We start from the raw sequence: 13,260 nt of genomic DNA on the forward strand, positions 1-13,260 counted from the left end.
TCAGCGGCGGCGGGAACGCCGAGACGGGACCGACGGTTCGGCCGGCGCCGAACCGTTCCGCCCCCACCCTGGTCCCATGACGCCGTTCGCCGCCCTCCACCACGCGCCAGGGCCCCTCCTGCTCCCCAACGCCTGGGACCACGCCTCCGCCCTGACCCTGGCCGCCGCGGGCTTCCCGGCGGTGGGGACGACGAGTCTCGCCGTGGCGGCTGCCGCGGGCCTGCCGGACGGGGCCGCCGCGACCCGCGACGAGACGCTGCGGCTGGCCCTCACGCTCGGCTCCGCGCCCTTCCTCCTCAGCGTCGACGCCGAGGGCGGGTTCAGCGATGACCCCGACGAAGTGGGCGAGTTCGCGCGGCAGTTGGCCGCCGTCGGCGCGGTCGGCATCAACCTGGAGGACGGGCTGGGCCCGGCGGACCGGCACGCCGCGAAGATCGCCGCCGTGAAGCGGGCCGCGCCCGGCCTCTTCGTCAACGCCCGTACGGACACGTACTGGTCGGGCGACGGCAGCGGGACCCGGGCCCGGCTGGAGGCCTACCAGGAGGCGGGCGCGGACGGGGTGTTCGTGCCGGGGCTCACCGACCCACGGGAGATCGCGGCCCTCGTCCGGCACCTCGACGTGCCCCTCAACGTCCTCTGCACGCCCACCGGTCCCGGCCTGCCCCACCTCACCGACCTCGGCGTGCGCCGGGTCAGCCTCGGCTCCCTGCTGTACCGGCGGGCGCTCGGCGCGGCCCTGGAGGCCCTGGACGACGTCCGCGCCGGCCGCGCACCCCGCGGGACGACACCCACCTACGCCGAGGTGGACGCCCTGGCCCGGACCCGCGCCCAGGAGGACTGACCCACCGGCTCACCCCGCGCACCGGGCTCCGACTACGCGCCCGACCCGGACACCGACCCCGGGTCCCCCCGCGTCTCCGCCGCCGCCGCCGTCGCCGCCTCCGCTCCCGTCGCCGCCTCCCGTGGCCAGTGCGTCAGCGCCGCGTGCAGCGCGTCCACCGCCCGGTCCCAGGACAGGCGCACGTCGCGGGGGGCGCCGAAGCCGCCGCCGGCCTCCAGGGCGCAGTAGCCGTGGAAGGTGCTGCGCAGCAGGCGGACGGCGTCGGTGAGGTCCGGTTCGGTCAGGCCGTAGGCCCCGAGCAGGCCGTAGGTGACCTCGGCGGTGCGGCGCAGGGCGGGGGAGGACGCGGCGAGCTCCTGGTCGACGCGGGCCTGGGTGGCGGCGTAGCGCCCGGGGTGGCGCAGGGCGTACTCCCGGTAGGCGCCGGCGAACGCCACCAGCGCGTCCTTCCCGGTGCGGCCGGCGACGGCGGCGGCGATGCGGTCGATCATCTCGCCGCCGGCCAGGAGGGCGACGCGGGTGCGCAGGTCCTGGATGTTCCTGACGTGCGAGTAGAGGCTCGCGTCCTTGACGCCGAAGCGGCGGGCCAGCGCGGACAGGGTGACGTTCTCGAAGCCGGCCTCGTCGGCGAGGTCGGCGGCCGCGGCGACCAGTCGCCCGGTGGACAGCCCGGCTCGGGCCACACCACACCTCCTTGGGGTGTCCTGGGAACCCGCCAAGGCTACCCACCGTGCACGACCGAGCCGCCGTGCCCCGGGCCGACGTCGATCACCTCCTGGTCGTCCGGCGTTCATGTCCTGCCTCGATCCTCCTCACGCGGCGCACCGGTGCCGCAGCAGGCAGCCGCGTGAAGGCAGCGGCATCCAGGAGGCGTTCATGGGTCACGGACACGGACACGGGCACGGGCACAGCCACCCGCACGGGCACGGCCACCCGCACGACCACGGGCCCGCGGCGGGGGCTGCGCTGCCCGCCGCGTTCGACACGTCCGTGCCCGACGGGGAGTTGTCCCCGGAGCAGCGGTCGCGCCGCTCCCTGCTGCGGCGCGCCGGGCTGCTCGGCGCGGGCCTCGCGGCCGGCAGCGTCCTCGGCGAGGTCACGGGGGTGACGGGCGGCACCGCCGCGTACGCCGCCCCGTCCGCCGGGGCGCCCGTCGCCTCCTCCGGCCGCCGCGGCAAGGGCTTCCTCTGGCTGTCCGGCGACCACCACATCCACACCCAGTACAGCAGCGACGGCAAGTACCGCGTCGTCGACCAGGTACGCCAGGGCGCCCGGAACGGACTGGACTGGCTGGTCATCACCGACCACGGCAGCGCCGCCCACGCCCGGATCGGGGTGGAGAAGGTCAACCCGGACATCCGGGCGGCCCGCGCCGCGCACGAGGACACGCTCGTCTTCCAGGGCCTGGAGTGGAACATCCCGGCCGCCGAGCACGGCACCGTCTTCGTCCACCCCGGCGGCAACGAGGTCGCCGTCCTCAAGCAGTTCGAGACCGACTACGACGGCAGCGTCAACAACGCCTCCGACGCCACGCCCGCCAACGAGGCGCTGGCCGTCGCCGGTCTGGCCTTCCTCGCCGAGCAGGTGGAGCGGCGCAAGGTCAAGGACGCGCTGATGCTCGCCAACCACCCGGCGCGGCGCGGTGTGGACTCCCCGCACGAGATCCGCGGCTGGCGCGACGCTACCGGCGCCGGCCACCGGATCGCCGTCGGCTTCGAGGGCGCCCCCGGCCACCAGGCGTCCGGGCTGCCCGCGCCGCTCGGCCCGGGCCGGGCACGCGGCATCTACGACAACAGCCCGAGCGCCAACTCCTTCGCCGGCTACCCCCTGGAGAGCTACCGCACCTGGGGCGGCTTCGACTGGATGACGGCCACCGTGGGCGGCCTGTGGGACAGCCTCCTCGCCGAGGGCAAGCCCTGGTGGATCACCGCCAACTCCGACTCCCACCAGGTGTACGCCGACACCGCCGTGCGCGGCCCCGGCGGCGACTTCAACACCGACGGCCGCTACCCGGACCCGGTCTACGGCGGGCAGGTCGACCTCACCCAGGGCGACTTCTGGCCGGGCCAGTACAGCCGCACGCACGTCGGTGCCGACGGCTTCTCCTACGCCGCCGTCATGGACGGCATCCGGGCCGGACGCATCTGGGTGGACCACGGACAGCTCCTCAGCGGCCTCGACGTGCGGGTCTCGGGCGGCGGCCGCTGGGCCACGCTGGGCGGCGCGCTGCACGTGAAGAAGGGCACCCGGGTCACCCTCACCGTGGACGTGGCCCTGGCCGGCGGCCCCAACTGGGCGGGCTTCACGCCGTCGTTGGCGCGGGTCGACGTCATCCAGGGGGACGTCACCGGTCCCGTCGCCGACCGGGACACGTTCACCGCGCCGACCGCGCGCGTCGTGCGGTCGTACGAGATCGGGAAGTCGGCCGGCACGGTCCGGCTCACCCACGACCTGGGCCGGGTGGACCGTCCCGGCTACGTCCGGCTGCGCGGCACCGACGGCAACCGCGGCGCGGTCGGCGCGCTGGGCGCGGCCGTCGACCCGGCCGGCCCCGCGATCGACGTCGTCGGGGACGCCGACCCGTGGCGCGACCTGTGGTTCTACGCCAACCCGGTGTGGGTCCTGCCCTCGTGACGCCGCCCGTCGTCACCCTGGACCCGGGGCTGCGGGACCTGCGTGCGGCCGATCACCTGCTCCTGGCGCTGGCGGCCGAACTCGACCTCCCCCGGGACACGTTCGGCTGCACACACCTGGTGCGGGGCGACCGGCCGCGCGTCGCGGTGTCGCTGGCCCTGCCGACGGACGCGGCGTTCACCGCCGTACGGGACCGCCTGGCCGCGCACCCGATGGCGTACGGCCGTCCCGACGCCGTGGGCCGTGCCGTGCTGTTCCCCGGCGCCGCCGCGCTCACCGGCACGACGACGGTCGGGGACGTACGGGCGACCTCGGCGATCGACCGCGTCACCGTGCTCGGCACGCCCGGCCGACCCGGTGCGGCGACGCGGATCCTGACGCGTGGTCATGTCCGCCCGCACTGGCAGCAGGACGGCGACCTGGTGCTGGTCTGCATGCCGGCCGCGGGCGGCACGCTCGTGCCGTTCGAGGTGCCCGACCCGACGCCCTGCTGCGCCGACCACTGAGCGAGGGGGCCCGGCCGGCTCAGGACCGCCGCGCGCCACGGGCGCGCGGCGGACGCTGCACGGTGCCCAACGCCCCGACCGCCGCCCGCACATGGTCCTTCGGGCACCACCAGACGGGCCTCTCGTCCTCCTCGCGCAGGTGCATCCCGAGGGTGTGCTCGGTGCACACCGGCCAGGCCTGCCACAGGCGTTCGCTGACGGTGTCCTGCGCGGCCTCGGCGACGGCGAACAACGCGGAGACCGGGTCGGCGTCGGAGCCGTCCGGGAGGTGGTTGCCCCACCAGGTGCCGTCGGACAGGGCCACGTGGGCGTGCTCGTGCGGGTCCTCGTCCTCCTCCCAGCCGGGCAGTGCCATCAGCCGCAGCGGTGCGCGCTCGGGCAGCGTCGCGGCCAGGTCGCGGTTGACGAGGGCCAGCGCCTCGTCCCACACCGGGTACTCGCCGAGCTGGACCGGGCGGGGCGTCACGTCGAAGGGGTCGGTCATGCGGCCCATCCTGCCCCACGGTCGCACGGGCGTTCGGTGCGGCACCTCGGGACGGCGTCATGGTGCGCCGGGCGTCGGGCGCGTACGCGGCGCGCCCCGTCGCACAGTCGACCTGCCCCGGCACGCTCACCCCGACGCCGAGCACCCGCGCGTCCTCGACCCCGGCCCGGGCGACCACCGAGCCGACGGCGGCCGCGACGTGCCCGACCACCTGCCCGGGCAGGCTCTCGCCGGGGCTGACGTCCTCGTCCGCCCGGGCCAGCACGTTCAGCGCGAGGTCGAACAGCTCGACGCGGACGTAGGTCTCCGCGACGTCGACGCCGATCAGCGCGCCACCGGACGCGTGGACGGCGACCAGGCCCCGGGGGCGGCCGCCGGCCGAGTCCTCGAAGCCGACCTCCGTGATCATCCGCAGGTCGAGCAGTTCGCCGACGAGGGTGGCGACCGTGGCGAGGCTGAGGCCGGTGGCGGCCGCCAGCTCCTGGCGGGAGGTGGGCGAACGGGCGATGATCCGGCGCAGCACCTCGTAGCGGTTCGCGGTGCGGATGTCACGCGAGGTCCGCTTCACCGAGGTGCCCCCTGCCGTGCCCGGGCCGGGCCTCGTCGCCCCGGCGCCGCGTCGGGCCATGACGGGCGCCGGAGGGACGACAAGCGGTGGGGAGAAGGGCTGGCCGAAGGGCGGAAGGCGCGTGCCGGACCGGTCCGTCAGCCGTCGAGGAGGCCACGCACGAAGGCGTTGGTGAACGTGCCGGCCGGGTCCAGCTCCCGGACGAGACCGGCGAAGTCGCCCATGCGCGGGTACAGTTCGCGGACGGCCGGGGACGGCATCGCGAACACCTTCCCCCAGTGCGGACGCGCCGCGAAGGGGGCCAGCGCCTCCTCCACCGTCCGCACCACCGGCAGCACGGCCTCCGTGTCGGCGATCCACGTGAAGTGCACGGCGACCGAGTCACGGCCGTACGCCGGGCTCAGCCACTGGTCGTCGGCGGCGATCGTCCGCACCTCGCAGGTCTGGAGCACGGGGGCGACGGTCTGCCGTACCCGGTCGAGCGCGGACAGCACCTCCACGGCCGACGAGCGGTCCATCAGGTACTCGCTCTGCAGTTCCGCCCCGCTGCTCGGGGTGAACTCCGCCCGGAAGTGCGGCAGTCGCTCGTGCCACGGACCCGGCACCCCGAACTGCTCGGTGCAGTTCTCCGCCGGCATGCCCGGCACCGGGTGCAGCGCGTGCGTCGCGGGCGTGGCCCCCGGGACGTCGCGCAGCGGCTGGTCGGTGCGCCGCTTCAGCCACACCTGGCGGAAGCCCGGCGCCCGCCAGTCCGTGAACAGGCTGACGCTGTAGGCGGCCGCGGCGACCGTCTCGAAGTCCAGCCCCTCCAGCGGGAGTTCGGTGAACGTGTGCTGCTCGACCTCGTAGGCGGGCTCCAGGTCCAGGGTGAGCGCGGTGACGACACCGAGGGCCCCGAGCGAGGTGACCGCCCCGCCGAACCGGGCGTCGCCGCGCGCGATCCGCACCAGCTCCCCGTCGGCCGTGACGAGCTCCACCTCCCGCACGGGGGCGGCGAGGGAGCCGTTGGCCACGCCCGAGCCGTGCGTGCCGGTGGCCACCGAACCGGCCACCGAGATGTGCGGCAGGGACGCCATGTTGGGCAGGGCCAGCCCGTGGGCGTGCACCCGGCGGGCCAGCTCCGCGTAGCGGACCCCGCCGCCGACCCGGACGGTACGGGCCGCGGTGTCGACGTCCGCCTCCACGGGCAGCGCGTCCAGCGCGAGCAGCACCCCGTCCGGGCCGGGCTCGGCGATCCGGTTGAAGGAGTGGCCGCTGCCCAGCACCCGCACCCGGGAGCCGTTCGCCACCAGGGCCCGCAGCGCGTCCAGGGAGCGCGGACGGTGCAGCTCCGCGGCTGCGTAGGTGATGTTGCCCGCCCAGTTGGTCACCGTCTCGGCCATTGCATGTCCTTCCCTGCCCGGGGGACGTGGAGGTCCCCCTCGGAACCTATCCGACGGCCCGACCGGCCCGGACACCGCCCGACGACGGCCCGAGCCGCCCGGCGGGAGCACGCGCCGCCCGGGCACCGCCCGGCGGGGTGCCCGGGGACGCCCTTGGGACGGCCTTGGGGGGACCTTTGCCGGACGGGGCCCGCCGTTCGCCTGCTCTTCACCGGGGCTCGGCCGGGGAACCCTAGGGTTACGGCGCTTCCCCGCCCGCGGTACGTCCGTCACCCCTGTCCGGAGGACAGTCATGGCCGCCGTCAAGGCTTCCCAGCGCACCCCCCGACGTCCCCTGTCCGCCCTCGCCGGTGCGCTCGCCCTCACCGGCGCGTCGATCGGCCTGTGGGCCGCCACCGGCGCACCCGCCCAGGCCGCCGGCCTGCCGACGCCCGACCACGTGGTGGTCGTCGTCCTGGAGAACCACGCCTACTCCCAGGTGATCGGCAGCTCCAGCGCGCCCTACCTCAACAACACCCTCAAGGCCGGCGGTGCGAACCTCACCCAGTCCTACGGCCTGACCCACCCCAGCGAGCCGAACTACTACATGCTGTTCTCCGGCTCCAACCAGGGCCGCACCGACGACAGCTGCGTGTCGGTCGGCTCGATCAACAAGCCCAACCTCGCCTCGGAGCTGATCGCCGCGGGCAAGACCTGGGCGAGCTACAACGAGTCGCTGCCCAGCCAGGGCTCGACGACCTGCAGCAGCGGGAACTACGCGCAGAAGCACAACCCCTGGTTCGGCTTCTCCAACGTGCCGGTCAGCACCGCCAAGACCTTCGCGCAGTTCCCGGCCGACTACACCACCCTGCCGAAGGTGTCGTTCGTCGTGCCGAACCTGTGCAACGACATGCACGACTGCTCGGTCTCCACCGGCGACACCTGGATCAAGAACAACCTGGGCGCCTACGCCACCTGGGCCAAGACGCACAACAGCCTCCTCGCCGTCACCTTCGACGAGGACAACCGGCTGTCCGGCAACCGCATCCCCACCCTGTTCTACGGCGAGCACGTCATCCCGGGCAGCTCCACCGCCACCACGTACAACCACTACAACGTCCTGCGCACGCTGGAGGACCTGGCCGGTCTGAGCGCGCACGCGGGCAACGCCGCCTCCGCGTCCGACGTCACCGGCATCTGGAACTGACGCCGGTGTACCTCGCGGACTCCCGCTCCACGGACTCCCGCGCCACCCGGTCCGCCGCCGCCCCGGACACCCGTCCGGGGCGGCGGCCGGCCGCCGTGCCCGGCACCGTGCTGGCCCTGGGAGCGGTCAGCCTCGTCACGGACGTCTCCTCGGAGATGGTCACCGCCGTGCTGCCGCTGTACGTGGTCGCGGGCCTCGGCCTGTCCCCGCTCGGCTTCGGGTTCCTCGACGGCGTCAACAACGGCGTCGGGGCCCTGGTGCGGCTGGCCGGCGGCCACCTCGCGGACCGGGGCGGCCGCCGCCACAAGACCGTGGCCGGCCTCGGCTACGGCCTGTCCGCCGTGTGCAAGCCGCTGCTGCTGCTCGCCCACACCCTGCCCGTGCTCGGCGCGGTCCTCGCCGTCGACCGCACCGGCAAGGGGCTGCGCACCGCCCCCAGGGACGCGATGATCTCCCTCGCCACCGCACCCGAGCGCCGGGGCCGGGCGTTCGGCGTGCACCGGGCCATGGACACCACCGGCGCGCTGCTCGGCCCGCTCGTCGCCTTCGCCGTCCTGCGCGCCACCGTCGACGGCTACGACGCGGTGTTCGTCGTCAGCGGCTGCGTGGCCGCGCTGGGCGTCCTGCTCCTCGTGCTGTTCGTCCCGCGTCGGATCACCCCCGACCCCGCCGGGGCACCGGCACAGGCCGGGCCCGCGGCCGCACCGCCCACCCTGCGCGAGGCGCTCGGGCTGCTGCGCCGCCGCCCGGTGCGCCGCCTCACCGCGTGCGCGTCCCTGCTGGGCCTGACCACGGTCAGCGACGCCTTCCTGTACTTGCTGCTCCAGCGCGCGGGGGACCTGCCCGCCCACCTGTTCCCGCTGCTGCCGCTCGGCACCGCCGCCGTCTTCCTGCTGCTCGCCGTGCCGCTCGGCGCGCTCGCCGACCGCGTCGGGCGCCGCCGCCTCTTCCTCGCCGGCCACGGCGTCCTGCTCCTCGCCTACGCCGTGGTGCTCTCCCCGTGGCACGGCGCACCGGCCGTGGCCGCCGTCCTGCTGCTGCACGGCACGTTCTACGCGGCCACCGACGGGGTCCTCGCCGCCGCCACCGCCGCGGCCGTCCCCGCCCGCCACCAGGGCGCCGGACAGGCACTGGTGGGCACCGGCCAGGCGCTCGCCCGGTTCGTCTGCTCGCTGGCCTTCGGCGCGGCCTGGAGCCTGTGGGGCGGACAGCGCGCGCTCGCCGTCACCGCCGCCGGGCTCGCCGTGGCGGCCGTGGCGGTCTCCTTCCTGCTGCGTCCCGCCGACGAGGTGCCCGCATGACCCGGACCGCCCGCCTGGTGATCCTGCTGACCGCCGTCCTGCTGCTCGGGGCCGTCGGGACCGGGGCGGTGCTGCACGCCGCCCACCGGGCCGGACAGCGCGACGAGCAGCAGGCCGACGGCCCGGCCGTACGCACCGGCGACGTCTCGCTGCGCCCGGCGGACGGCCGCACCCTGCTGGTGCGCAACCTCGCCTGGGGGCCGCACCGCGACGAGATCGCCGCCGTGCCCACGGGCGACCCGGACGGCCCGCGCACCGCGTCCGGCGTGAAGTGCCTGCGCTTCCACGCCGCGGCCGGCACCGCCGTGTGCCTCCAGGCCGTGCACGGCGCGCTGGAGGACACCTACCGGGCGGTCGTGCTCGACGCGCACCTGCGCGAGCGGCACCGCTTCCCCGCGGCGGGCATCCCCACCCGGGCCCGGGTCTCGCCCTCCGGGCACCTGGTCGCCTGGACGGTCTTCGTCAGCGGCGACTCCTACGCGGGGACCGACTTCTCCACCCGCACCGCCCTCGTCGACACCCGCACCTGGCAGATCGAGGACAACCTGGAGACCTTCCACGTCGTCAAGGACGGCCGGCCGTACCACGCGGCGGACGTCAACATCTGGGGCGTCACCTTCGCCGACGACACCCGCTTCTACGCCACCCTCGCGACCGGCGGCCACACCTACCTGGTACGGGGCGACGTCGCCACCCGCACCCTCACCACGCTGCACGCCAACGTGGAGTGCCCCTCCCTGTCGCCCGACGGCACCCGGATCGCGTACAAGAAGCGCGTGCCGGGCGCCCCGGCCGACGCGCCCTGGCGGCTGTACGTCCTGGACCTGCGCACGATGCGGGAGACGGCGACCGCCGAACGGCGCAACATCGACGACCAGGCCCTGTGGGCCGACCGCGGCACCCTCGTCTACGCCCTGCCCGGCGACTACGGCTCCGACCTGTGGACCGTGCCCGCCGACGGCACCGGCACCGCCCGCCGGCTGATGGTCTCCGCCGTCGCCCCCGCCTACCTGGGGTGACGGACGCCACCCGTTCGGGACGGCCCCCGGGGGGACCCGGTACCACCACGGGCCGCGCGGGGGCATACCGTGAGGAGTCGTACGTCCGAACCGGGAGGAGACACGGGATGGGCAGCCGCACCGCGCTGGTCGAGGATCTGATGGAGCGGTTCCCGCACGTTCCGCGGGAAGCCGTCTTCAAGGAGGACCTGCTGCGGGGAGGAGTGGCCTTCGACCCGTCGGCCCTGAGCGACAACGAGGACGGCGAGGTCAAGCCGAAGTCGTACTTCATCTTCTCCTTCGACCACGGGACGCTGCCCGAGCTGGGCGAGGCCGCGCTGCGCCGCCCGCCCGAGGAGATCATCCTCACCGGCGGCCCCTACGACCTGCGCCGCACGGTGGTCTCGGTGCGGGTGAACCCGGCCTCGCCCTACCGGGTGGCCGCGGACGACGACGGCGTGCTCGGCCTGTACCTCGACGGGCGGCGCATCGCCGACGTCGGCGTGCCGCCCATGCCGGAGTACTACCGGCACACCCTGTCCAACGGGAAGTCCGTGATGGAGGTGGCCCCCACCATCCAGTGGGGCTACCTGATCTACCTCACGGTGTTCCGGGTCTGCCAGTACTTCGGCGCCAAGGAGGAGTGCCAGTACTGCGACATCAACCACAACTGGCGCCAGCACAAGGCGGCCGGGCGGCCCTACACGGGCGTCAAGGACGTCGAGGAGGTGCTGGAGGCCCTGGAGATCATCGACCGCTACGACACCCAGAAGGCCTCCACCGCCTACACGCTGACCGGCGGCGCCATCACCAGGACCGTCTCCGGCCGCGACGAGGCCGACTTCTACGGCCACTACGCCAAGGCCATCGAGGAGCGCTTCCCGGGGCGGTGGATCGGCAAGGTCGTCGCCCAGGCGCTGCCCAAGGCCGACGTCCAGCGGTTCAAGGACTACGGCGTGCAGATCTACCACCCCAACTTCGAGGTGTGGGACGAGTACCTGTTCAAGATGTACTGCCCCGGCAAGGAGCGGTACGTCGGGCGGGACGAGTGGCACCGGCGCATCCTCGACTCGGCGGACGTCTTCGGCGCGCGCAACGTCATCCCGAACTTCGTGGCGGGCGTCGAGATGGCCGAGCCCTTCGGCTTCAAGACGGTCGACGAGGCCATCGCCTCCACCACCGAGGGCCTGCGCTTCTTCATGTCGCACGGCATCACGCCCCGCTTCACCACCTGGTGCCCGGAGCCGACGACCCCGCTCGGCAAGGCCAACCCGCAGGGCGCGCCGCTGGAGTACCACATCCGGCTGCTCCAGGCCTACCGCCAGACCATGGACGACTTCGGGCTCTCCTCGCCCCCCGGCTACGGCCCGCCCGGACCCGGCCGCGCCGTCTTCTCCGTCAGCTCCTTCATGGACAGCCTCCCGGCGCAGGAGCAGCCGGACGAGGAGACCCCGGCGGCGGGGACCACGGCCGTACCCGCCGGCTGATCCGCTCCGCGCGGCCCCTGTGACCTGAGGGGCCGCTGGGCCGAAAGTGCCGAAGACTGAGCCACCGGGCGCCCGCATCCGTACTCTGGGCCGGAACCGAGAGGAACCGGCCCAGCGGCACGGGGCCGGGCGCCCCGTCGGTGCGGCCACGGCCGGCGAACCCGTGACTACGACATGTGAACACGGCGCTTGTCAGTTGTGCGGAAGTCGTGAAAAGCTCTGCCCCTGCGGCGAGGTTCCCCCCAACTCCTTTGCCGACATGGTGAGTTGACCTCGCATTCGAATGCAGGAGACCCATGCCCGACCTGCCGACCCCGAAGGACGACGCCGAGGCCGCGCTGTTCTCCGAGTGCTGGGACGCCGTCCTGTCGTACGCCGACCTGTGCACGTCCGGCTCGACCGCGGCCCACCAACTGGCCCGCGAGGCCTTCGCGCTCGGCATACGGGAGGCCCGCGCCGCCGAGGACGGCTCCCGCCGCGGCACCGGCCGCCGCGCGCCCCGGCTGCCCCGGATCCCCTTGCTGCTGACCGCCGTGCGCACCACGGCCGCCGCCTGGGAGGCCCAGGGCCAGGGCCACAAGCTCGACCCCGACCTGCGCCTGTGGCTCAACTCCGGCAAGGCCGCCCGCTACACCGGGCCGCCCCTGCGCCGCCCCATAGCGCTGCGCGGACTGCGCGACATGCAGGAGCCGGACGCCGCCCTGCTGTGGCTGGCCGAGGTCGAGGCGCTGCCGCTGCGCGCCGTCGCCCGCCGCCAGGGCCTGGACCCCGCGGCCGCGGCACAGGAACTGGACGAGGTGCGGGGGCTGTTCCGCGACCGCTGCCACCGCAACCACCTCGACACGCCGTTGGACGCGGAGTGCCGCAGCTACGTCCGCCTGCTGGACGCGGTCACCCGCTCGCCGGTCGCCGACACCCCCGAGGACCTCTCCCGCCACCTGGCCACCTGCCAGGAGTGCGCGGAGGCCGCCGCCTGTCTGCGCCTGCACGGCGGGGGACTGCCCGCCGCCCTGGCCCAGGGCGTCATCGGCTGGGGCGGCCTCGCCTACCTGGAGCGCCGCCGCCGGGCCGCCGAGGTGCGCCTGGGCGCCGGACGCCCCGCCGCGGCCGACCCGGACGCCGAGGCCGCGAAGGCCGCCGCCGGCCGCGCCCGGCTGCTGCGCCACGGGCTGCTCGCGGGCGCCGCGCTCATCTCCCTCGTCGCGCTCGCCGTCACGCTGCTGCCGTCCGGCGACGGCGGCGACAGCGCCAAGGGCGGCCCCGCCGACCCCACCCCGGTGGCCGGCGACGTCTCCGCCGCGCCGCCCGCCCGCGGGACCACGTCCCCGCCCCGCTCCGCCACCCCCGGACGGTCGGCCCCCGCCCCCGCCCACCGGACCTCCCCGGCCACGGCGCGCGACGAGGACCGCCCCGACCCGGAGCCGCAGGGCACCTCGGAGGCCACCGTGGCCGGCGCCGGCGGCACCCCCGAGGAAGCGGTCTGCTCGGCCCACTACGACCTGGTCAACCAGTGGCCCGACGGCTTCCAGGCCACCATCACCGTCACCACCGCCGAGGCCCTGGACCACTGGAGGGTCGCCTGGACCTTCCGGGACGGCCAGCGGGTCACGCAGATGTGGGACGCGAGCGTCGCCCAGGACGGCTCCCGCGTCACCGCCACGGCCGCCGACTACAACCGCACCGTCGCCCCCGAGGGCACCCTGTCCTTCGGTTTCCTCGCGTCCTGGCAGGACCACAACACCGAGCCGCGGGACATCGCCCTCAACGGCCGGGCGTGCAGCCTGACCTGAGGAGGGCGGGAGGGAAAAAAGCAGTGGCGCGGGCGGACCGCCCGCGCCTAGGGTGACCGGTGTCCGAGAGACGGACGAGACGA

General features: G+C 75.0%; 11 protein-coding genes and 1 pseudogene. 8 read left to right on the plus strand and 4 right to left on the minus strand.

The window, feature by feature from the left end:
- The first annotated feature begins 76 nt into the window (after positions 1-76).
- On the plus strand, positions 77-841 hold the full coding sequence (locus AQJ30_RS06040; RefSeq protein WP_067229575.1) for an isocitrate lyase/PEP mutase family protein: 765 nt from the start codon (positions 77-79) through the stop codon (positions 839-841).
- A 32-nt stretch (positions 842-873) separates the two neighbouring features.
- Here the strand turns inward: AQJ30_RS06040 and AQJ30_RS06045 are convergent, their stop codons facing one another.
- Positions 874-1,524, minus strand: a complete 651-nt coding sequence (locus tag AQJ30_RS06045; RefSeq protein ID WP_079083857.1) for a TetR-like C-terminal domain-containing protein — start codon at positions 1,522-1,524, stop codon at positions 874-876.
- Between the two features lie 193 nt (positions 1,525-1,717).
- Between AQJ30_RS06045 and AQJ30_RS06050 the strand changes: the two genes are divergently transcribed.
- Positions 1,718-3,475 (plus strand): PHP domain-containing protein, encoded by a 1,758-nt coding sequence (locus AQJ30_RS06050; protein WP_067229578.1) that lies wholly within the window; start codon positions 1,718-1,720, stop codon positions 3,473-3,475.
- Entirely contained in the window at positions 3,472-3,981 is a 510-nt protein-coding gene (locus tag AQJ30_RS06055) for a hypothetical protein (RefSeq protein WP_067229581.1), read from the plus strand. Before AQJ30_RS06050 ends, AQJ30_RS06055 begins: the two co-directional genes overlap by 4 nt.
- A gap of 19 nt (positions 3,982-4,000) precedes the next feature.
- On the opposite strand, the gene AQJ30_RS06060 is transcribed toward AQJ30_RS06055, so the two are convergent.
- The 3 genes and pseudogenes from AQJ30_RS06060 to AQJ30_RS06070 form a co-directional block, all read right to left on the minus strand.
- On the minus strand, positions 4,001-4,465 hold the full coding sequence (locus AQJ30_RS06060) for a hypothetical protein (protein WP_211278935.1): 465 nt from the start codon (positions 4,463-4,465) through the stop codon (positions 4,001-4,003).
- Positions 4,466-4,538: 73 nt separating this feature from the next.
- Positions 4,539-5,033 (minus strand): annotated as a pseudogene (locus AQJ30_RS39135) (transcriptional regulator); the annotation flags it as partial.
- Positions 5,034-5,170: 137 nt separating this feature from the next.
- Positions 5,171-6,415 carry an FAD-binding protein gene (locus AQJ30_RS06070; RefSeq protein WP_067229588.1) on the minus strand — a complete coding sequence of 415 codons (1,245 nt, stop codon included), beginning with the start codon at positions 6,413-6,415 and terminating at the stop codon, positions 5,171-5,173.
- Between the two features lie 292 nt (positions 6,416-6,707).
- On the opposite strand from AQJ30_RS06070, the gene AQJ30_RS06075 reads away from it, so the two are divergent.
- The 5 genes from AQJ30_RS06075 (at position 6,708) to AQJ30_RS06095 (ending at position 13,177) form a co-directional block, all read left to right on the plus strand.
- Positions 6,708-7,601, plus strand: a complete 894-nt coding sequence (locus AQJ30_RS06075; protein ID WP_067229591.1) for an alkaline phosphatase family protein — start codon at positions 6,708-6,710, stop codon at positions 7,599-7,601.
- A 5-nt stretch (positions 7,602-7,606) separates the two neighbouring features.
- Complete coding sequence (locus AQJ30_RS06080; RefSeq protein WP_067229594.1) at positions 7,607-8,902, plus strand: MFS transporter; 1,296 nt, start codon at positions 7,607-7,609, stop codon at positions 8,900-8,902.
- Complete coding sequence (locus AQJ30_RS06085; protein ID WP_067229596.1) at positions 8,899-9,921, plus strand: TolB family protein; 1,023 nt, start codon at positions 8,899-8,901, stop codon at positions 9,919-9,921. Before AQJ30_RS06080 ends, AQJ30_RS06085 begins: the two co-directional genes overlap by 4 nt.
- Before the next feature lie 107 nt (positions 9,922-10,028).
- Positions 10,029-11,387, plus strand: coding sequence for a radical SAM protein (locus tag AQJ30_RS06090; RefSeq protein WP_067229599.1), 1,359 nt, complete (start codon positions 10,029-10,031; stop codon positions 11,385-11,387).
- Between the two features lie 296 nt (positions 11,388-11,683).
- Positions 11,684-13,177, plus strand: a complete 1,494-nt coding sequence (locus AQJ30_RS06095; protein WP_067229600.1) for a cellulose-binding domain-containing protein — start codon at positions 11,684-11,686, stop codon at positions 13,175-13,177.
- The last annotated feature ends 83 nt before the right edge of the window (positions 13,178-13,260 follow it).

This window comes from Streptomyces longwoodensis (genome assembly GCF_001514125.1).
GTDB lineage: Bacteria > Actinomycetota > Actinomycetes > Streptomycetales > Streptomycetaceae > Streptomyces > Streptomyces longwoodensis.

Coding starts and splice junctions, on each gene's coding strand:
- AQJ30_RS06050 (WP_067229578.1), top strand. CDS start 1,718: ATGGGTCACGGACACGGACACGGGCACGGGCACAGCCACCCGCACGGG.
- AQJ30_RS06090 (WP_067229599.1), top strand. CDS start 10,029: ATGGGCAGCCGCACCGCGCTGGTCGAGGATCTGATGGAGCGGTTCCCG.
- AQJ30_RS06075 (WP_067229591.1), top strand. CDS start 6,708: ATGGCCGCCGTCAAGGCTTCCCAGCGCACCCCCCGACGTCCCCTGTCC.
- AQJ30_RS06060 (WP_211278935.1), bottom strand. CDS start 4,465: ATGACCGACCCCTTCGACGTGACGCCCCGCCCGGTCCAGCTCGGCGAG.
- AQJ30_RS06085 (WP_067229596.1), top strand. CDS start 8,899: ATGACCCGGACCGCCCGCCTGGTGATCCTGCTGACCGCCGTCCTGCTG.
- AQJ30_RS06095 (WP_067229600.1), top strand. CDS start 11,684: ATGCCCGACCTGCCGACCCCGAAGGACGACGCCGAGGCCGCGCTGTTC.
- AQJ30_RS06070 (WP_067229588.1), bottom strand. CDS start 6,415: ATGGCCGAGACGGTGACCAACTGGGCGGGCAACATCACCTACGCAGCC.
- AQJ30_RS06040 (WP_067229575.1), top strand. CDS start 77: ATGACGCCGTTCGCCGCCCTCCACCACGCGCCAGGGCCCCTCCTGCTC.